This is a genomic window from Acetivibrio clariflavus DSM 19732 (assembly GCF_000237085.1).
GTDB lineage: Bacteria > Bacillota > Clostridia > Acetivibrionales > Acetivibrionaceae > Acetivibrio > Acetivibrio clariflavus.
The window spans coordinates 1725935-1747497 of sequence record NC_016627.1; the positions used below are offsets into that span (position 1 = coordinate 1725935).

Here is a 21563-nt window from a genome sequence, read left to right on the forward strand (position 1 = left end):
AAGATGCACTTAAAATAGAAATATTAAAACGAAATGAAGGGGAGAAAATGTAAATATGTGTAAAGGTCAAAAAATAATTTCACTAATCATTTCTATAGTCTTTATTGCTCAGATATTAGTTACAAATTTATCTTTGCCTTTTAGTACAGCAAAGGTATATGCTGCAACTGAACAGATATCTGATTACATTTCAGAATATTCTCCTGACGAATTACCGGGAAATCCAAGTTTAGACGATAATACGGATAACTTGGTGCCTTATGTAGAGAAATCAAGTGAACAAACGGTAGTTACAACGCCAGCGGTATCTGAATCTGAAGAATCACTTCCAACTGAAAGTTCAACACCAATATCAATAGAGACAGCAAACCCAACTGGCACGTTGACAGTAACACCTACACCAACTCCAACAATATTGCCTACAGAAGCAGTAGCGCCAACACCTATCGAAACAGTGACTCCAACAATATTACCAACCAATACAGTGACACCGGCAGTAACTCCAACAATAGTACCTACAGAAACAGTAGAGCCAACACCGGAAGTAACACCAACTCCATCTCCAACAGAAACACCAACAATACCACCAACGGTAACAGTGACACCAGTATTACCTACACCAACACCAGAAGAGTCATTAATAACACCAACAGCAACTGCATTAGAAACACCAATGGTAACACCAACACCTCAAGTGACTATGCCGGAAGAAATTACATATAATGCTCCCGAGGTTTTAGATGTTGTTGTTTCAAGTTCAACTATTACTTTAACTTGGGAGCCAATAATCGGAGCATCAGGATATATTGTATATATTGATGGTATAAAAGTTGAAATAGGTAATGTTTCAACTTATGAAATTGAGGGCTTAAAAGCAAATACAACTTATACTATAACCATTATGGCCTTTGATGAAGCCGGAAATTTCTCTCCAGAGAGTGAGGCTATCAATGTACTTACTTTGCCGGATGTAGTATCAGACATAACTACTCAAGCAACTGATACAAGTGTTACTTTATCATGGGATAAATTAAGTGAAATAGATGGATATGATATAGAAGTAGATGGTGAATTGACTGAAGGATTGACAAGTGAGACATATATCCATTCTAACTTACTGCCTAATTCGAAACATTCTTACAGAGTAAGGGCAAAAAATGCATCAGGCTGTGGTGAATGGAGTGAACTAATTTCAGTAACCACAATGCTTGAAAGTCCTCTATTAGCAACTACAATAACTGAGGATAAAGTCATTATCACTTGGGGCAAGGTTCAAGGTGCGGATGAGTATGAAGTAATAAGAGATGGGATTATATTATGTACTACGACTGAATTGAGTTATGTAGATGAAGATTTGGTTATTGGTGAAACCTATGTATATTATGTTATAGCCAAAAATGCAGAAGGTAACGTATCAGCTGCAGGCAAAATAAATGTATTATTCGTAAATAATACCTATATTAATAGTAATAAAGTTTTAAATGGTGACCTGACAGTGATGAATTTGTACCTTACTGGAGGTACATTAAACTTAAACGGTTATAAGTTAACAGTAAAAGGAAACCTCTATCAAACAGGCGGAACGATGTATATAAATGGAGGAAGCCTAGAAGTAGAAGGAGATTATAAAATAGAGGATGGTAATTATTATTGCTATGCGTATTTAAAAATGACAAATGAAAATGACTATGTAAAAGTAAATGGGAACTTTTATACAAAGTCGTATTATAGCCACAAGGGATGTTTAACAGCCGGGGTGTTAGAGGTAAAGGGTAATTTTACGGAAAAAAGAAATGGCCAAGAGAATAATTTTTATGGGAGTGAAACACATAGAGTACTATTAAGTGGAGATACTTTGCAAGAAGTATACTTGGGAGATTCGGTGAATTCCTGTTTCAATATATTAGAAATAACAAATGTAGAAGGGAAAGAAGTAAAGTTTACAAGTCCAGTTTCGTTAAATAAATTAATAACAAACGGGTGTAAAGTAACGTCACTTGAATTTAAAAATAGAGAATGGAAATTGACAAGTGATGAATTGATAAATGGGGAATTAAAATTATCAGGTTCAACAATTAATTTAAACGGTTATAAGTTAACGGTAAAAGGGAATCTCTATCAAACAGGCGGAACGATGTATATAAATGGAGGAAGGCTGGAAGTAGAAGGAGATTATAAAATAGAGGATGGTAATTATTATTGCTATGCGTATTTAAAAATGACAAATGAAAATGACTATGTAAAAGTAAATGGGAACTTTTATACAAAGTCGTATTATAGCCACAAGGGATGTTTAACAGCCGGGGTGTTAGAGGTAAAGGGTAATTTTACGGAAAAAGAAATGGCCAAGAGAATAATTTTTATGGGAGTGAAACACATAGAGTACTATTAAGTGGAGATACTTTGCAAGAAGTATACTTTGGAGATCCAACATACTCTAAATTCAACATCCTTCAAATAACAAAACCACTAGACTATGGTTATACATTCAACGTACAACCTGTATGGAACCAACTTGAAGAAGTGTTTGCAGCCTCTACTCCTGCCGCCGGAACTACAGTAACCCTGAACGAACTTAACCCTGCCAGAAAAGAACTTGCCATGGCAGAAGTAAGCTCAAAGATCTATGTCTTTGGCGGTTGCACTGAAGAAGGCGAATACTTGGATACAGTTGCAGAATATGACCCTCTTACAAACAAATGGACTGAATCTGAAAAAACTATACAGACCGGAAAGAGTGACATGGCTATTGCTGCAACTGACAGTGAAATATACATAATTGGAGGTTTTGACGGCGAAAACTACCTAAATACAGTAGAAGTATACAATCCTGCAGTAGGAGAATTTGTAAAACAAAATATTGAACCTATGCCTACGGCAAGAAGGGGAGCGAAAGCAGTATATATAGACGGAAACATCTATGTAATGGGTGGATACAACCAAGACGGTTACTTAAATATTGTAGAGGTATATAATATTCAATCAAATACATGGACAACAGTAGAAAAGAACAACGACGAGGACTATTGGATGGAAGCCAGAACAGGGTTAGCAATTGCAACCTTTGGAGGCAATATCTATGTTTTTGGTGGATACAATGAAAACGGAAATTTATCAACTATTGAAAAATACGACCCCACTACAAATAAATGGACTAAACTTACAACAACTTTGAAAGTTGCCAGAAGAGACCTTGGCGCATTGACAATGAGCGGAAAAATCTATGTGTTTGGTGGCAGAAATGACGGAGCTTTATCCATAGTTGAAGAATTTAATCCTGAAAACAATGCAATAAAACAAATGCAGCATCTTGGTACAAGCAGAAGTGCGTTTGGAGCTGCAGTAGCATACAACAGAGTCTATATTGTAGGAGGAGCTAATGGAGATAAGGTTTTAAATACCGTAGAGGAATACTTTACTCAAGCTATTCCGGGATTAAAATATTTAGGTACATTGAACGGACTTAAAGGCAACTCTCACCTTTACGATGTAAACGGAGTAAACAAGATAACAGGTAATTATGTTACACAAAGCCAGGATTTCTTTATAGAAAGCCCTGCCATTGATTTGGAGATAACCAGAACCTATAATTCTGCTGATGCCGATTCAAAAGATTCAAGAGTAGCAGGGGGAGGCTGGATATTTAACTTTGAAACCTCTATCAGGGTTTTAGATGAGGGTTCCACTTATAAAGTTACTGCAACATCACTAAACCTTAGAAAAGAACCGGCCAATCTTGAAAAGTTAACCTATACTGATCCTATGCAGTGGACAATTATCGATAACTTAGCCAATGGAAGCAGTGTAACATTAGCCGGAATGCAATTAAAAGTAGGCGGAAGAACTTGGTATAAAGTTGTTACTTCAGAAAACGTTGTAGGATGGGTTTGTGCAAGTTACCTAAAGAGCGTAAAAGGTATCGAAGTTACCTATGGTTCAGGTAGTAAAGTAATTTTTGAACCGGACAATAAAGGCGGATATGTTTCACCACCGGGTATATATGATGAATTGACTAAATCAGGTAATACCGTTTATTTGACAACCAAGGACAAGATTACCTACGAATATGATTATTCAACCGGAAAACTCAAATACATACGTGATAGGTACGGCAATAAAATAAAATTCTATTATGAAGGAGGCAAACTCAGAAAAATCTATGACTGTGATCCTTCTAATGAAAATGTTGAAATAGGAAGAACTTTAACATTAAACTATAATGCCGATGGTAAGCTCGAATGCATAACCGACAATGCCGGAAGAAAAGTTTCCTATGCTTATAACACTCAAGGAAAATTGGAGACTGTAACAGACCTTAACAACAATAAAACAAAATATTATTACTATGGTCCAAATGAGAGCATTGCAGCACAAAGCAATAAGCTTAAAACTATTGCGCAAATAAACGGAAATACTGAAATTAAGCTATTAACCAATATTTATGACGGAACCGGAAGGGTATACAAACAGTTTGATAATTCCGGAAGACCTACATATTATCTGTACAACGATATTATTGGTGATGAAAATTCTCCAAATTCAGCAGACAGTAGTGAGGTTTCCCGTAAGATAATTGATAAAAAGGGAAATACCTCTGAAGAAATTTACAATGTCAATTTTTCCGACAGACCTGTTAAAGAAATTGATAATTTAGGTAGAGAGACACATTACAAATACATCATAACCTATACTGATGGTAATGCTACTGCTTCTTATGACATAACAAACCTTACATATAAGGATATAAACAGCAATTTAAATGACCATGAGCATAAAGCTTACAGATCAATGAGAAGTAACAATTTGCCTTTAAAAACTGAGATAATACAGGTTGCTGGAAAAGACGGAAATAAAGTTTACGGAAATACATCAGTAATTGAAAAAGATGCAAAAGGTAACGTGGTATATATTAAGAATGCCGATGGTACCGAAAAGAGATATGTTTATTATGATAATGGCGATTTGGAATACGAAATTGATGAAAATAACCAGCAGACCTATTACTATTACGAGCAGTATGATTCAACTGGAAAAAGCAGGCTTAAGATGGTGATTAAGCCATTAGAGAAAGGCGTTGTTTACACAAGATCTAATAGAGATCAACTTTTAGGTAAGGATTTAGATCCGGTGGATGCCGCAGTTACTATATACCAATATAAAGATACCGGAACAAAAATATTAGGATGCTTGGTGGAAAAAATAATTTATCCGGAGAAGACAACCCAAACTTTTGAATATCGCACTGATGGTGTACTCTTGTCTTCAACCGATGGAGAAAATAAAACCACTACCTACGATTACGACAATTGCTTTAGAGTAAAAAGTGAAACAAGCCCATTGGGATATACAACAGAATATGAATACAATGGCAATAATCAAGTAACAAAGGTTGTAAATAAGGATGTAGATGGCAGTAACTCAAGCATAAGCAGGACTACTTATGATTATGCCGGCAGAGTAAAAAAAGAAATAAACGTACTTATGTATGATGCTTCAAAAGATTCGGGACAAGACTATACAGGCAATGCTTCCACCGAGTATGAATATGACACCTATGGAAGAGTAACAGTTAAGACTACAAATGTACTTAATCAAGACAAAACTCTATCAAAGTACACAACAAAATACTATTATGATGCTGAAGGCAATCTTGAAAGAGAAGAAAAGCCAAGTGGAGCTATATACATTTACAACTACGATTCGGTAAACAGATTGACAGCAATGTATTTCAAAAAGGATTCCAAATCCGATGCAGTCCTGTTGGAAGAGTATTTCTATAAAGACGGAGTAAAAATAGCTGAAAATAATTACGGTTTAATAAAGACTGTAAGAAAATATCTAAACAACAAAGAATATGCAGATACCGAGTATTTATATGACAATATGGGAAGGCTTGTAAAAGTTACAAACCCTGAAGATTACCAGGGAAACAGAACTTTTACAGCAACCGCTTATTATAAAGACGGAAAAGTTAAGAGTGTGACCGATGCAAGGGGTAACAGCACCTTGTATACCTATGGAAAATATGAAAACGGAAGAACCTATGATGAGGTATTTACTCCTGTTACCGAGCAGAATGGTACTGTTAAGTACTCTTATTCTAAAACCATATATGACAAAAACGGAAGAAAAGTTCTTGAAATTACTTACAGTGACCTTGTAGAGGTTATTGAAGAGGACGGAACATATTCAATAAAAGGCAACGCACCTCAAAAATGCTCTGTAGTTGAATATAACTATTATAAAAATGACTTGGTTAAGAGCATTATAAGCTATTACGCAGATATGAGCACAATTAAATACTCAGGTTCTAATAGAGTTGACTACAGATATGATGATGACGGAAATCTCATTGAAGAAAAGACAACCTTTGATTCCGGTAAGCAAACTATTAAGGTTTACCTTGACTACAATATGTACGGTAAACCTGCTAAGATAGCCGATCTTATAAAGAAAGATGATTTGGATAAGGATATTTACAATGCAGAGGAAGAACCCATTGTAACATACACTAGCTTATTTGAGCAGAATAGTGACGGAACTTGTGATTTTGGACCTTATAGCGACTATTCCGACTATTTTGCAATTGTTACGAAATACAGTAATTTTGACAAAGCGGGAAACCCAGGAACAGTAACTAGCCCAAATACACAAACAGTAACATACTACTATGACAGCTTAGGTCGCGTAGGAAAGCAAATTGTAATTGATAAAAACGTAACCGATATAAATGGCTCCGGCTTTATTACATCGGTTGAGACAATTACGACCTATAATTGGGAAGGCAAAGTTATTGGTACCAGTGTTTATGCCAATAATGAAACCGGAAGAAAATTGCTTTTAAGTGAGCAAAATCAATATAACAGCCGTGGTTTGTTGGAGAAGACTATTCAAAAAGGTATTACTACAAAAGTATTTAACCGTAATACCAATGAAGAAACAGTAAAAACTCAAGATCTAACCACTGCTTATGAATATGACTTGGCTGGAAGGTTAGTAGCTGAGGTTACCCCTGAGAATTATGTGGGATACAAAGACGGCGAAGGACTTTTGGCAGAAGGCACAACCAACAAGACAGAGTATGTGTATGATAAACAGGGAAGACTTATTGCAAAGGCTTTTCGTGGTAATATCAAAACATACAATGATTACACTAAGGAATTTGATGAAAAGGAAAGATACATTGTAATTGAGGCATATAAATACGATGCCAACGGAAATGTAATTAAGAAGGTGGATGGTGAGGCGTATAATAAAGCCTATGAAAATGCTGTAACCCAACAGAAATCCGTTGCAATTGAAGCAATAATCAATGACGCTTACGGTGTGGAGTATACTTACAACCTTGCAAACCAATTGGAGACCATAAAGAATCCTGAATTTACAGGAGCTAACGGTAGAAACTACAATATAAAATACAGCTATGACGGCCTGGGAAGAATAGTTAGTGAAACTACGGCCTATGGCTTAAACAAGACGTTGGTAACTGAAGTCTATGGTGTGCCTGTGCAAGTATCTGCCTTGTCTTACAGCCATACAAAATACTTGTATGACGATGTAAACAGAAAGTTGGATGTAATAGTTATAGATAATGTGGATAATCCGCTCTATACCGAATATAGGCTAAGGACTGAATATTATGACTATGCAGGAAATATCAAAAAGATAGTGGATGCAAACGGAAATGAGATATCTTATGAGTACAACAGCCTTGGATTACAAAGAAGTGTTACTTACCCGGGAGATTCATCAATACCTGCAAACAATGTAGTATATAAGTATGACTCAATGGGTAATTTAAGATATCAAAAAGACAGTGTGGGAAATGTAAAAGAATATGAATATGACCTCTTTAGCCGTATAACCGGTGAAAAAACATATGGAACAGACGATGATAATGCCAATGAAACAGAAGTGCGCTATTTGTATGACCTGTACGGAAATGTTAAGTACAAGATAGATGCCAATAATACCGTTACAAAATATGAATATGATGAGCTTGGAAGACTTACAAGAAGCGTAATAGATAATGTTAAAGTAATAGAACCGGCTACAGGAGTTGACAGCACAACCCGTACATCAACCCATGAAACATTAAACTATTACGACAAAAACGGCAATGTATTACATGAAGTTACGAAAGTAACGGAAAAAGATAAATCAAAAAACACTACAAAATCATCCTATAGTGTATACTCATACGAATACGACGGCATGGGAAGACTTGTACGCAAAATTGACCCTGTCGGAAATATAATAGAAAAAATAAACTACAACAGAAACAGTGCACAAATAGAGTCCTACGATGGAGAAGACCATAAAAAGACCTTTGAATACAATAAAGACGGAAAACTAAGTGTAACAAAACAAAGAAATGAATCGGGAGAATATATAGTATCACATCAGTACTATGATGCAAAGGGCAATGTTGCCTATGTTATAGATGGAAGAGAAAATATTACGGTATACACCTATGATGAGCAAGACAATTTAACCGGTGTAAGTTCCTATGCAAAAGTAAAGGAAGGGGTATACAAACTAACCGATACCACAAGATATATCTATGACAAAAACGGAAATATGAAGAGCCAGGAGATTAACGGTATTGTAACGAATACCTTGCATTACAACGCAAGAAATCTTGTAAAGGAGAAAGAGTATCCTGGAAATTCGAATAATATTGTAAGTTATACCTACTACGCCGATGGAAATGTAAAAGAGGTAATTGACAGGAAGAACATTAAGATTCAATATAAATACAACCCACAAGGCTTAGTTGTAGAAGAAAAAGCTGTACAAATAGGATCTAACGGAAAAGAACAAAGCTATACCAAGAAAAACTATGAATACGACCCTGCCGGCAATCAATTGAAGTCAATATTGACTTCTTCGACATCAACCGAAGTAGTAGAAAGAACTTATGATGAACTGGGCAGAGTAAAGACAAAAGCTGTTTCAAATGTAGAAGGAAAGATACTGTACATATATGACATTGTAACAAGCGATGGATTAACAGCAGAGACTTCCATTGACCAGAAGAACAACATAACCACAAAAGTATATGATAAAGCCGGAAGACTAGCCTTTGTGAAAAACGGTGATATCAACGCAGAAAATATAGCAGAATACAACTATTACAAAAACGGAGCAGCAAAGAGTGTAATTTATGCCGGTGGTGCAAGGGAAGACTATATATATTATCCGGACGGAAGACTTGAATCCCTTGTAAATAAAGACAATAGCGGAACTGAAATTGAAAGCTATGTTTATACCTATGATGAGAACGGCAACATGCTTTCAAAGGAAGATAAAAAAGGAATAACAACTTACACTTATGACAATCTCAACCGCTTGAAAACAGTGAATGAGGAATATAGCGGAAGGATTACTGAGTATACCTATGATAAGTTAGGAAATAGAAGTACAGCAACAATAAAAGAAAATGGTATAATAATAGAAGAAGTTTATAATTATAACCTTGAATTAAATCAATTAAAGTCTGTAATTACAAAGAAAAACGGAGTAGCAATTTCAACAACAAATTATGAGTATGATGCAAACGGTAATCTGACAAGCTCAGTTACAGACGGAGAGAAAACTACATATGCTTACGATGAATTTAACCAGCTTATAAATGCAGATGGTGCAAAATATGGCTATAATGCAGAAGGCTACAGAGTAAGCAAGAATGTAAACGGATCTTTGACAAGGTATATATATGAATATGACAAGGTTGTATTGGAAATCAATGCTGCCGGAAACCAAGTAGGTAGAAATATCTATGGCACAAACCTGTTAATGAGAATAGCTGACGGACAAAGCTACTATTACATGTACAACGGTCATGCCGATGTAACAGCGTTGATTAATGCTGCAACTGGCAATATAGACGCTACCTACTACTATGATGCTTTCGGTAACATAGTAGAATCAAACGGTGTGGCAAAGGATAAAAACTCTATCCTATATGCTGGCTACCAATATGACAAAGAAATAGGGCTATATTATCTCAACGCTAGAATGTATGATCCAAAAATCGCAAGGTTCCTACAGGAGGACACATATACCGGTGACATTAATGATCCGTTGAGTTTGAATCTTTATACTTATTGCAATAATAATCCGTTAATATATGTTGATCCAACAGGACACGGTCCAGAAGAACATGATTTTTATCGCCATTTGGAATCAATATCAAATAAGAAACTTAAAATACAAAAATCATCATATTTAACAGGTCCTTTAAGTAGACTTGGTGATGGAAGTTACTATGTAGGATTCACAGGTGGATATCCGATTGAGTTTGTTACTGGAAGAAGCGTAACTTCTGAAGAACGTATACGTTTAAATGAGAAAGTATTTGGTAATCAAAGATTAGTGGATATCATATTTACAATGCGTTATGTTTCAGATACAGAGTTTAGGAGGGCTGTTGATGAAGATAACGCAACTGATTGGAAATATGAAGGAATGATTTATGGTGCTAAAACATATCCGTTTACTTTAGTAGATACCCTAACTACTTTAAATAGCAACAAGCCACTAAGAAGTAATAGTGAATTTGCACAGTATAGAAATTTATTTAATATTGTTGATGTATTAAAAAGTGATTTTCCCCACAAAGAACCAATATCATATCAAAACCAGCAAAGATTTTATAATAGTGTTTGGAAGACACAGGTTGGACTTGATATGGCAGTCAACGTGATTTCTCTTGGTGCTGATTTGGGGATTGAAGCATTAAGTTCAGGGAGAACGATTAGTTACTTAGCATATGAGCTAGATGATGCTGCTAGATATGTAGATGATGTTTTTAGATATATAGATGACGCTACAACTTCCATTAATAAGGGCATTAGTTTACCTAAAAAGTCACGTATGGTAGAAGTTGACCTCCAACTATTTACTCGAAAACCGCGAGTTGGTAACAAAGGTGTTAGATATATAGATAACGTTACAACTTCAATTAATAAGGGCATTAGTTCATCTAGTAAGACTAGGCAATATTTAAAAGTTGATTTACAATTGTTTGCTGAAAAGGGAACGAGTAGTACTCGACCGTATACAAAGTCAAGTTTAAAAATGGGGCAGGAGATGCATAAAGCGTATAAAGCTGATGTTGTTGATAATATTACGAAATTTAAAGAATTTAGGCTACCAAGTGGGAAGCGAATTGATTTTATTGATTTTGAAACAAAGACAATATATGAATTAAAGCCATATAATCCTAATGGAATAAAAACGGGTTTAAAGCAATTAGAAGTATATTTAAAAGAAGTCGAGAGCATTTATGGTGGCGGTTGGAAGACTATATTAGACACTTATTAAGCAGGAGGTATTATGAATAAAAAAGAATTTAAAAAAGCATTAACGAAAGTATTATTTGAATACGGATTTGAAATTAAAGGGAATATTTTTAGAGCTGAAACAAGCGAATTAATTGTAGTAGTAGCAACACAAAAGTCCAACTATGAAAATAGCTACTATATAAACTTTGGGTTTCTAATAAAGTCGCTTAATCCAGAAATATTAAATCCAAAAGACAACCAATGTGATGTGTTTGGAAGATTTACATTAGTGATTTCTGGTAAAGAATGTTCCAGCATTAACTATGAATTAGTTAATATTGACGAGTTTTGTGATGCTTTTAAGAAGAGTATGAATGAAAAAATCAAGCCTGTACTTGAGTACGGGTTAAAGAAATATTTTGAAATTAATCCGTTAGCAATCAATACAGCAACACTTAAGGCTAAGCAATATCTTAATATTCAGAATTAGAAGGAAAGGTCACACAGTTAAGGCTGATGTGACCTTTTCATATTTTATACAATTAGTCAAGGTGAATAGATAATTGTAAGCGTCAAACAGGCCCGCACATGAATGACACAATCATTAATAAAAATGGTTGGAAAAGTTTTGTAAATCGATAAAACTTTTTCAACCAAAACTTAATCTTTAATTTTTACAACCTATGTGCATCTAAATTAAGTTGGGTCTTTTTTCACCCAACCATTCATTGAAAGCATTGGCAATTTCCATTCTGAACTCTTCATCTGACAAACCAGGAGAAGTTCCGAGTTCATATGCTCGATCTACAGTATGAGCAAATTTGTCCGCTAATTCACTGTTCTCATACTCCATATGGGGAAAATGCTCTATTACATATGCAGAATAATCCAAATCAAAAAAATAACGTTCTATTTCACCATTAATAAAATCCGTGATAAATTTAATCATAAATATCGTATGTTTTCCAACTCTCATTCGTCTTCCTCCCACGCATATTTCTCAAGCTCTGTTCTTTTGGATTGCGGTATAAACACCTTAGCAGGTATTTTCACGCTGCCGGGCAGAAAATCTGCAAACGAGCTCACATAACCAGGCTTTCCAAGATTGGGAGCTTGAGTAAATATCCACGACAAATATTCAAAAGGATTCAATCCATTCTCTTTTGCTGTTTCAACTAGGCTGTAGTACACCGCGCTCGCTCTCGCACCACTTGGCGTATTACTGAAAAGCCAGTTCTTGCGTCCGATTACGAAAGGCTTTATACTTCGCTCTGCACGGTTATTTGATATCTCCAATCGTCCATTCAGCATATACCTCTCAAGATATTTTCGCTGGTACTGAGCATATTGTACTGCTTTACCCAGATGGGTTTTGGGAAGTACATTTAATTTTCTTATCCAATCATAAAATTCATCTATGATAGGCTTTGATTGCTTTTCTCGTTCTTTTAACCGGTTTTCCGGGCATAGCAATGCAAACTGTTTCTCCAAATGAAACAGTTTATCGCAATATGCTACTCCCTTTGCAGCATTAGACATTGCTTGCTTTTCTTTGGGCAGGGCTTCCATTGCGTCAAAAAACTTTCGCCGTACATGGGCCCAACAACCTACTACAGTTATTTTTTCGGGCAACTTGTAATACCCGCTATATCCGTCTGCATGCAAATATCCCGAAAACCCTTTTAGAAATTCTTCCGGATGTATATGCTTTCTGTCCGACTGGTAGTCATAAAGTATTATCTGATGTCTTGTATCCCCGCTCGTTCGGTACAGCCACATGTAACTCTTTGACTGTGCCGCCTTCCCTGGCTCTTTTAGCACCTGCATGACTGTTTCATCTGCATGCAGTACCTCATGCTCACACAGCCGTTTCTTCATTTCCTCATATATCGGTTCCAACCAGTCCTCACAGGCTTTTATCAACCAATTTGACATCGTCTGCCTTGATATCTCAATGCCATTTTGTTTCCATTCCTGCTCCTGACGATATAAGGGAGAACCCATCATGAATTTTTGCGTCGCTATATGGGCAATTGTCTCGGGTGATGCAAAGCTTCCCTTTATGACCGGTTCCGGTATCTCTGCCTTCACAATGGGAGTATGCTCTGAAGTTTTTTCACAGTTTCGGCATGAATATACATGTCTAATATGACGCACTATTACCGCTTTAGCAGGTATAATCTTCAACTCATCACGGGTTTCTTTTCCCATTGTATGTAACCCACTACCGCACTCCGGACAAATACATTCCTTTTCGGGTAACTTGTGCTCAATTACCTCCACTGGTAAGTCTTCCGGAAGCTTATCTGTTGTCAGACGAGTTCTCTTACGGTAATAAGCTTTTACTTCTATCTTTTGTGGCTCGGAAATAGCTAAATTGTGAGTCTCTTCCTCTTCGTTAAAAAGATTGATTTGTTCAATCTTTGTTTGTTCACTGGATACACCGAATTGTTTACGCTTTGAAAGGCGTATTTGTTCCATAAACCATTGGACTTGTTGTTCCAATTCAGCTATCCTTCGTTCTTTTTCTTCAATTATATTAAGTAATTTTTCTACTGAAATTTCTTGTCTATTCATAGGATAATTTTACTATAAAAATTACATTAAATCCAGCTTTTTGATGGTTTTTAAGGAATTTCTTTATGAAATTTGACGCTCTAAAACCTCCTTTCGGCTAAGCTTTTTTTCCAATCTTGCACTGTCGATAAGGCAAGCTAATTCTTTTACATCAAGAAGCATTGTGGTTGAATCTTCTTCTGTTGGCCAGCGAAATCGACCTCGTTCCAATCGCTTAAAGTATAGCCAAAACCCATCTCCATCCCATTCAAGGATTTTTATCCTGTTTCTATTTCTGTTACAGAACACAAACAGTGCATTCATAAACGGATCAAGTGAAAAGCTTTCTTGTACCAGTGTTATTAATCCGTTGATGGATTTCCTCATATCCGTATATCTACAGCAAAGATACACTGGTTTTTCATTCCATCTTATCATAACGCCATCAACACCTGGCAAACTTTTTTTAACAATTCTAAGTCTGTTTCCGTGTTTACAATGACATTACAGCCATTAATTTTAATTTCCAGTGTAGTTTTTGCAGGGGACACCGGTTTCGATGCAAGTTGCATCCATCCACTTGGTACTTCGGCTTTGGGTTCTTTTACTTCTTCAACTACTGTACACTTTGCTTCACTAACTTTTTTCTGCCAATAGTAGTATGTGGCTTTGCTTACTCCATTCGTTCGGCAAAATTCTGTGATATTTTGCCCACTTTCAAGCCGGGTTTGAATTAATTCCGCCCACTTAGATAATTGTTGTTCAGAAGTTACTTTTTGTTTCTCCATACAACCACTCCATTTAATTGTTTTTACAGTGATTGTATCAACTATGCAATCATTCTACTATGTGACGATCTATTTGACGCTTACCAATATGCAATACATTGTGATACAATAAAACCAGCAAGAAATACAGGAGGTGCAATGATGTCTACAGAAAAGGATAGTATGCTTCGGGTAAGGCTTACACAAAGGCAGTCGGATGAATTGGACGCGATTATTGGTGAGCTTCAAGCACAAATGCCAGAGGCAAGCGTTACTACATCAAGCATAGCAAGATACGCTCTGGAGAAGTATGTAAGCGACCATATTGCCAAGCGCGACGGTACCAAGATTTTCATTGAAATCAGTACAGCAGATGCCACAGAAGAGGATATAAAGAATCTCTATGACCTCATTTCCAAGCTGTTTGATGAAACAAAGGAAAATTACTCATCAACGGTTCATTACATGGTTGGAGAGATATTAGAGCCAGTGATGATGAAAATGGCAAGACTCATAAAGCTAAAGAAGCCGGAGGTGAAGGCAGGTGAGTAAGAAAAAGTACATTGTACGCTGCCCTCACTGCAATCACAGAGTATTTGATGCCGATTACGCTGATGTTGAAATCAAATGCCCGGTATGCAAAAAGGTTTTTGAAGTAAAGCTGGAGAAGAAGGCGGGGTAAAAGTGAATAAATCTGGCACAGAGCCACAAAGGGAGCAGATGACTCACCTATAGAGCCTGGCAGATAGTCTTAAAAAACTATTTGTCGGGCTCTATTTATTTTCCCGGCAAGTGAAGTGAGGTGAGTAAAGAAATGAAACAGTTTATAAACATTCCAGAGGAACTGAAGCAATTACCACAGTGGGTATGTCATAGAAATAAAGTGCCTTTCAATCCGGTGACAGGAGCATCAGCTAAGGCAGGTCAGCTAGCTACATGGGCAAGTTTTGAGGATTGTGTGAATGCTTTGGATGGCGGAGGCTATGACGGTATCGGCTTTGAATTTAACAATAATGGCATTGTGGGTATAGATCTAGATCATGTTATTGCAGAGAATGGCTCATTATCTGACGAAGCGGTTGGGATTGTAGCAATGCTAGACAGCTACACAGAGTATTCTCCCAGTGGCAAAGGACTTCATATATTCGTCAAGGGTGATATCCCTGTAGATGGCAGGAAGAAAGGCTTTATTGAAATGTATAAAGCCAAAAGGTATTTTACCATGACAGGTAATGTCTATGGTGATAAAAAGCCTATAAATGAGTGCACAGAGCAAGTCAAACAGTTATTTGGTAAATATTTCTCCGATTCCAAATCGGGAAAATCTGTTGGTACAAACAATCCTTGTATCAGTTCTGCAAAGGACTATCTTTCCATCGGACTTGCCAAGGATGCTGTGTTCAAGGCTCTTTGGGATGGTGAATACCAAAGTGAGAAGTGTACCAGCGAGAGTGAAGCAGACCTTGCATTGATGGGTAAGCTGCTCTATTGGTGCTCCGGCAATATAGATGCAGCCATTGAAGCCTTTATCAAATCCCCCTATGTAGCAGGAAAGGATGACAAGCACACAACCAAGCTGGGACGGTCTGACTATCTCCAAAGAACCGCTGTGAAAGCGATGCAAGGCTTGACCTCCACTGCTGCCGGGGATGATGAGCAGTATTGCAAACAGCAGGAATTCACCCTTGATGATATGGGTAATGCCAGAAGGCTTGTAGCCATGTGTGGTAACAGCATCCGTTTCAGTTATATTAAAAATAGTTGGTACTGTTGGGACGGTAAGGTTTGGCTGGAGGATGAGACAGGAGCAATCAACCGTCTTGCGGATAATACCGTTGAAGCCATGTATACAGAGGCTATAAAGCTTACAGATCAAGACAAGAGAGACAAACTTCTGAAGCATGCAGCAAAGACTCGCTCTATTGCGGGCAGAAAAGCAATGATTGAGGGAGCAAAGCACTTGGAGGGTATACCTGTTATTCCGGCAGACTTTGACAAGGATGTGTGGTTGTTAAACCTTCAAAATGGAGTCCTTGATTTGAAATCAGACAAGCTTTATCCACACAATCCCGACTATATGATAACTCAAATCAGCAATGCCAGTTACAATCCAAGTGCTAAATGCCCAAGATGGCTGGATTACCTTGATAAAGTCACCGATGGCAATGCAGACCTTATGAAATACATGCAAAAGGCGGTCGGATATTCCCTAACAGGGAATACAGGCGAGGAATGTCTGTTTATCCTCTATGGTACTGGGCGAAATGGCAAGGGAACATTTGCAGAAACATTAATACATCTTTTAGGTTCATATGCCAAAACTGCACAGGTAGACAGCCTAATGCTCAAAAATGTATCCGGCAGCGGTGCCAATCCCGATATTGCAAGGCTCAAAGGTGCGAGAGTTGTTAATGCAGCAGAACCACAGAAAAACTCAAGGCTCAATGAAAGCCTTATTAAGCAGCTTACAGGGGGTGACATGGTTACAGCTAGATTCCTTTATGGAAAAGAGTTTGAATACCGCCCCGAGTTTAAGCTTTGGATTAATACAAATTACAAACCCCAGATATCCGGCAATGACGAGGGTATCTGGAGCAGAGTTAAGCTGCTACCCTTCACAGTATATTTTCCCCCAGAGAAGCGTGACCCTCATTTGAAGGACTTCCTTCGTGAAAAAGAGATAGATGGAATACTGAACTGGGCATTGGAGGGATTAAAGCTGTGGCAGAAAGAGGGCTTGGAAATGCCGGAAACAATGAAATTGGCTACAACGGACTACCGATGCGAAATGGACATAATGCAGAAATTCTTGGATGATTGCACAAAGCCCAAGAATAACAGCAGTGTCGGAGCATTGGATTTGTACAAGGTTTACACCCACTGGTGTAGTGAAAATGGTGAGTATGTTCTCAGCAATACAAAGTTTGGAAGAGATATGAACCGCTACCTTAACAAACGGAACTGCAGGACTGGGGTGGTTTACCTCAACATTGAACTCACAAAGCCATATGAAAATGCCAAGCAGGACTTTGAAGAAATTGATTTTCTCAAATAGTGTGTGGTGAGATGGTGGGTTGTGATGGAAATTTCAGTAACTTTTATATATTAATTTTCTATATAGACTTTTACAAAAACACATCACAACTCTAAACCCATAACAATATAAGAATAAATATTTAAACATTAAAGGAGGTGAATTGTGTGAAAGCATTAAGAACAGTGGACTTGAGGGGTAGGGGGAGGTCATATCTCTACAGCAAAGCATAAAGACAACGGGCTGGCAGCACCGCGTAAAAAAATGCAGATTCAAACGGGGTATTAACCCCAAACCATATTAACAAAAAGCAATTATGAAAATGGAGGTTTAAACATGAGATTTATAGCAGATTTGGTACATGAGAAAAAGCAATTGGTGGAAAAAGCAGAAGCCATTTTGCAGGAAGCTGAAAAAGCAGGTGGAAGTTTGACTAAGGAACAGGAGAGACAGTTTAATCGCTACACAGACAAAATAAAGAGCATTAATGAAAGCATTAACGAGGAATTATTAAATATCAGAACCTCTGAGCCAATTCTAATTACACCACAAAAAGCTGTATCTCCTATTGAAGAATCAAAAACTCCTGTAACAAAAGCCGTATCAAAATCATTCAGGGGGATGTTTTATGGAAACGAAACTGTGAGCTTAAGCAACAATGGTTTCTATTCCATGGATGAATTCCTGAGAACACTTCACTCAGGCAGAGCCGACAACAGGCTGATAAATGCCAGCATGGTGGAAGGGATACCTGAATTCGGCGGATATTCCGTACCGGAGGAATACGGAGCCTTCCTGATGGATAAATCCCTGGAGAATGAAATCATCCGTCCCAGAGCAACAGTATGGGCAATGGGAAGCGAAACAAAGAAAGTACCAGCCTTCGATGGAGCAGACAGAACCAATCACCTATTCGGCGGTATTTCAGGAGAATGGCTGGAGGAAGGTCAGACAGGCACACGAAAGACCGCCAAGCTAAGACTGATCCAATTAAAGGCCAAGAAGCTTGCCTGCTTCTCACAGGCATCCAATGAACTCATTGCAGATGGTATGTCCTTTGAAGAAATGCTTGCCGGAGCGCTTATTAAAGGCTTGGGCTGGTACATGGACTATGCCTTTATCAATGGAACCGGTGAAGGTCAGCCTCTTGGTATTATAAATGACCCGGCACTGATTACTGTAAATAAAGAGGCTTCTCAAGAACCAGCTACAATTACCTATCAGAATGTTGTCAATATGTTCTCAAGGCTTGCTCCGTCATGTTTTACCAATGCGGTATGGCTTGCCAATCCATCAGTAATACCACAATTGCTCACCATGACCATTACCATTGGTACTGGTGGTGCTCAGATACCGGTGTTCAGGGAAGAGAGCGGGAAATTCACACTTCTGGGTAAAGAGGTTTTATTCACCGAGAAATGCCCCGCATTGGGTGCTAAGGGAGATTTAATCCTCGCAGACCTTAGCCAGTATGCCATAGGCATGAGGAAAGAGATTGCTCTTGACCGCTCCAATGTTCCCGGCTGGATGGAGGATATGACCGACTACAGGGTGATAGTGCGTGTAGATGGTCAGGGTACCTGGGATAAACCTATAACACCGAAAAACGGAGCAACGCTCTCATGGGCAGTAGCTTTGGAAGCAAGATAGTCTGCTGAAATTTCAGCCAAAGCTACCATTGAATCCAGTTTTAGGGTAAATGAGTGAATGCTTATTTCATTGCCATAGAAACAAAATTGAGGCTAAGCAATACTTAGGGTGAAACCGCCCAAAATGGGAAAATAGGAAGCTCTGCTCCTGCTTAACAGACTATTTAACAGTGGGTAGTTCTCCGGCCTGCTGGAAATGCTTTAAACTCTCTGAAACCCATAGAAATACTGCTTTCTAAAGCATAATTTACTTGCTATATCAGTGGTTCAGAGTGATGAATGTTACTGCGGAATAAAGGCTTTAACCGTAGGAAGGGGTGAAAGCGTGAGAGCAAAGATTACCACAACCATAGAGGAAGCCTTATTGAACAAAGCTAAGGCACTTGCTAAACAGGAGGGCTTGTCTGGTGCCAATGCAATTATTGAAAGGGCGCTGGAGCTGTATTTTACCAGTATTCAAAGTGAAGTATGGGAAAAATCGTTGTCCAGCGGCTGGATAAAGAAGCTGGTTCTCAAAAGGGATTCTATTCTGTACGAAAACATCAAGTGCAGAAAAACCATGGAGAACTGCAGGCCGGATGATTACACACCTGAAAGCCTAAAAGCAAAAGGCTGGAAGAAGGTTTAGCAGCCGGGGAAAAGGCCTCTGTATTGCTCCTTGAAACGTAAAAGCATAGGTTGCAGCCGTAAGCTTTGTTGAAACAGAAAGGGCAAATAAAGAGGAATTTGAAAGGCTACTGCAGTTATCAATACAGAAATTTATTTGGTCAGTAGCATTAAGAAGTTTATGTCCAAGCGAAGCAGTAAAAGAACACTAAGAAATTTGAACTAAGGCTCGTGATGCCTGAAATCACGTAATTTGTCACACCAGGAATAGATAGGTTGGCGTTCCCTTGCGAGGTCAAAGAACTAAGGTTCTTAGACTAACGCTCTTAAATTGAGGTTGCCGGTATGAGTGGTGGAGACATTGGAAAAGGAGAGGATAAACATTTATCATAAACGAAATACCTGCTTTGTTGGAATTGATATGCACAAGGACGCACATTGTGCAGTTGTTATAGATTGTTGGATGAATAAACTGGGTGAGGTTAACTTTGAGAACAGACCATCCAGATATCCTGCATTCGTTGAGGATGTTAGGAAGATTTGCGGGACAAAGGAAATGGTATTCGGGCTTGAGGATACCAGAGGATTCGGCAGAAACCTTGCTGCCTATCTGGTGGGCAGGAAATTTGAAGTCAAGCACGTTAACCCTGCTTATACAAGCGCTGTAAGGCTGGCAAACCCCATTATTTACAAGGATGACTCCTATGATGCCTATTGTGTGGCAAGGGTCCTCAGGGATATGGTGGACACTCTGCAGGATGCCAAGCATGAGGATATATTCTGGACAATCCGGCAGATAGTTAAAAGGCGGGATTTGATTGTAAAGAGCAATGTGATGAACAAGAACCAGCTCCACAGCCAGCTTGCTTATAGCTACCCATCCTACAGGAAATTCTTTGCCATGATTGATTCCAAGAGTGCCTTATGCTTCTGGGAGAACTACCCTTCACCGGAGTATATATGGAACACAACACCGGAAGAAATATATCAGACGATAAAGCCTGTGCATCAGGCGCTTAAAATACAGCGTATTCATGAGATTATATCCATGATTGAAAGGGATGGAGACACAAGAAAGGACTATCAGCCCGAAAGAGATTTTATAGTCAGAAACATCGTAAAGGATATCAGGCACAACAAGGAGTTGATTGCCGAAATTGACGATGAACTAAGAAAGCTGATACCTTTGACAGGCTATAAGCTACATACAATGCCGGGAATCGACCTTGTTACAGAAGCGCAAATAATATCTGAAATCGGAGATATTAACCGCTTCCCAGACTCAGACAAGCTGGCTCGGTTTATGGGCTTGGCACCGGTGCAATTCAGCTCTGCCGGAAAGGGCAAAGACCAAAGGTGCAGGAATGGTAACAGGGCATTAAATGCGATATTTCACTTTCTCGCAATCCAGATGGTAGCAGTATCGGCCTCAGGAAAGCCAAGACACCCGGTATTCAGGGAGTATTTTGAGCAGAAGGTCAAAGAGGGCAAGAACAAGCCACAGGCGCTTGTGTGCGTGGCAAGGCGGCTTGTGAGGATAATCTACGGTATGATGAAAACTAAGACTGAATACAGGCCATATGAGAAGGCTGACAGCAAGAACTGATTTCATATTCTGAAAGCAAAGCAATGGGAGAAAATTCTTTTTTCATTGAGATATGGT

The 21563-nt window shown here is 38.1% G+C and carries 13 protein-coding genes; 9 read left to right on the forward strand and 4 right to left on the reverse strand.

Features of this window, described 5'->3' with window-relative positions:
- Positions 1-55 precede the first annotated feature (55 nt).
- From CLOCL_RS21885 to CLOCL_RS20990, 3 genes are read left to right on the forward strand one after another with little or no spacing between them, the layout of a single operon-like run.
- Positions 56-2392, forward strand: a complete 2337-nt coding sequence (locus CLOCL_RS21885; RefSeq protein ID WP_014254760.1) for a fibronectin type III domain-containing protein — start codon at positions 56-58, stop codon at positions 2390-2392.
- A gap of 11 nt (positions 2393-2403) precedes the next feature.
- Positions 2404-11328 (forward strand): Kelch repeat-containing protein, encoded by an 8925-nt coding sequence (locus CLOCL_RS07365; protein WP_014254761.1) that lies wholly within the window; start codon positions 2404-2406, stop codon positions 11326-11328.
- 12 nt (positions 11329-11340) lie between these two features.
- Positions 11341-11778, forward strand: a complete 438-nt coding sequence (locus CLOCL_RS20990; protein WP_014254762.1) for a DUF4304 domain-containing protein — start codon at positions 11341-11343, stop codon at positions 11776-11778.
- Between the two features lie 201 nt (positions 11779-11979).
- Here CLOCL_RS20990 and CLOCL_RS07375 read toward each other — a convergent pair whose 3' ends face one another.
- From CLOCL_RS07375 to tnpA, 4 genes are all read right to left on the reverse strand, one after another.
- A complete protein-coding gene (locus CLOCL_RS07375; protein WP_014254763.1) occupies positions 11980-12264 on the reverse strand; it encodes a hypothetical protein in 285 nt (94 codons plus the stop codon).
- Complete coding sequence (tnpC, locus tag CLOCL_RS07380; protein WP_014254764.1) at positions 12261-13865, reverse strand: IS66 family transposase; 1605 nt, start codon at positions 13863-13865, stop codon at positions 12261-12263. Before tnpC ends, CLOCL_RS07375 begins: the two co-directional genes overlap by 4 nt.
- Positions 13866-13928: 63 nt before the next feature.
- Entirely contained in the window at positions 13929-14282 is a 354-nt protein-coding gene (gene tnpB, locus CLOCL_RS07385) for an IS66 family insertion sequence element accessory protein TnpB (protein WP_014254765.1), read from the reverse strand.
- Positions 14279-14632: an IS66 family insertion sequence element accessory protein TnpA gene (gene tnpA, locus CLOCL_RS07390; protein ID WP_014254766.1), complete on the reverse strand. Its 354-nt coding sequence runs from the start codon at positions 14630-14632 to the stop codon at positions 14279-14281. Before tnpA ends, tnpB begins: the two co-directional genes overlap by 4 nt.
- Positions 14633-14773: 141 nt before the next feature.
- Here tnpA and CLOCL_RS07395 point away from each other — a divergent pair, with 141 nt between their 5' ends.
- The 6 genes from CLOCL_RS07395 (at position 14774) to CLOCL_RS07415 (ending at position 21506) form a co-directional block, all read left to right on the forward strand.
- On the forward strand, positions 14774-15163 hold the full coding sequence (locus CLOCL_RS07395; protein WP_014254767.1) for a hypothetical protein: 390 nt from the start codon (positions 14774-14776) through the stop codon (positions 15161-15163).
- A complete protein-coding gene (locus tag CLOCL_RS22455; protein ID WP_014254768.1) occupies positions 15156-15293 on the forward strand; it encodes a hypothetical protein in 138 nt (45 codons plus the stop codon). The genes CLOCL_RS07395 and CLOCL_RS22455 overlap by 8 nt, the downstream gene beginning before the upstream one ends.
- A gap of 132 nt (positions 15294-15425) precedes the next feature.
- On the forward strand, positions 15426-17666 hold the full coding sequence (locus CLOCL_RS07400; protein ID WP_014254769.1) for a phage/plasmid primase, P4 family: 2241 nt from the start codon (positions 15426-15428) through the stop codon (positions 17664-17666).
- Between the two features lie 315 nt (positions 17667-17981).
- Positions 17982-19295 carry a phage major capsid protein gene (locus CLOCL_RS07405; protein WP_014254770.1) on the forward strand — a complete coding sequence of 438 codons (1314 nt, stop codon included), beginning with the start codon at positions 17982-17984 and terminating at the stop codon, positions 19293-19295.
- 324 nt (positions 19296-19619) lie between these two features.
- Positions 19620-19922, forward strand: a complete 303-nt coding sequence (locus CLOCL_RS07410; RefSeq protein WP_041734483.1) for a hypothetical protein — start codon at positions 19620-19622, stop codon at positions 19920-19922.
- A gap of 327 nt (positions 19923-20249) precedes the next feature.
- On the forward strand, positions 20250-21506 hold the full coding sequence (locus CLOCL_RS07415; protein ID WP_041714997.1) for an IS110-like element ISCth6 family transposase: 1257 nt from the start codon (positions 20250-20252) through the stop codon (positions 21504-21506).
- The last annotated feature ends 57 nt before the right edge of the window (positions 21507-21563 follow it).

Coding starts and splice junctions, on each gene's coding strand:
- tnpB (WP_014254765.1), bottom strand. CDS start 14,282: ATGATAAGATGGAATGAAAAACCAGTGTATCTTTGCTGTAGATATACG.
- CLOCL_RS07375 (WP_014254763.1), bottom strand. CDS start 12,264: ATGAGAGTTGGAAAACATACGATATTTATGATTAAATTTATCACGGAT.
- CLOCL_RS07395 (WP_014254767.1), top strand. CDS start 14,774: ATGTCTACAGAAAAGGATAGTATGCTTCGGGTAAGGCTTACACAAAGG.
- tnpA (WP_014254766.1), bottom strand. CDS start 14,632: ATGGAGAAACAAAAAGTAACTTCTGAACAACAATTATCTAAGTGGGCG.
- CLOCL_RS20990 (WP_014254762.1), top strand. CDS start 11,341: ATGAATAAAAAAGAATTTAAAAAAGCATTAACGAAAGTATTATTTGAA.
- CLOCL_RS07400 (WP_014254769.1), top strand. CDS start 15,426: ATGAAACAGTTTATAAACATTCCAGAGGAACTGAAGCAATTACCACAG.
- CLOCL_RS07405 (WP_014254770.1), top strand. CDS start 17,982: ATGAGATTTATAGCAGATTTGGTACATGAGAAAAAGCAATTGGTGGAA.
- CLOCL_RS21885 (WP_014254760.1), top strand. CDS start 56: ATGTGTAAAGGTCAAAAAATAATTTCACTAATCATTTCTATAGTCTTT.
- tnpC (WP_014254764.1), bottom strand. CDS start 13,865: ATGAATAGACAAGAAATTTCAGTAGAAAAATTACTTAATATAATTGAA.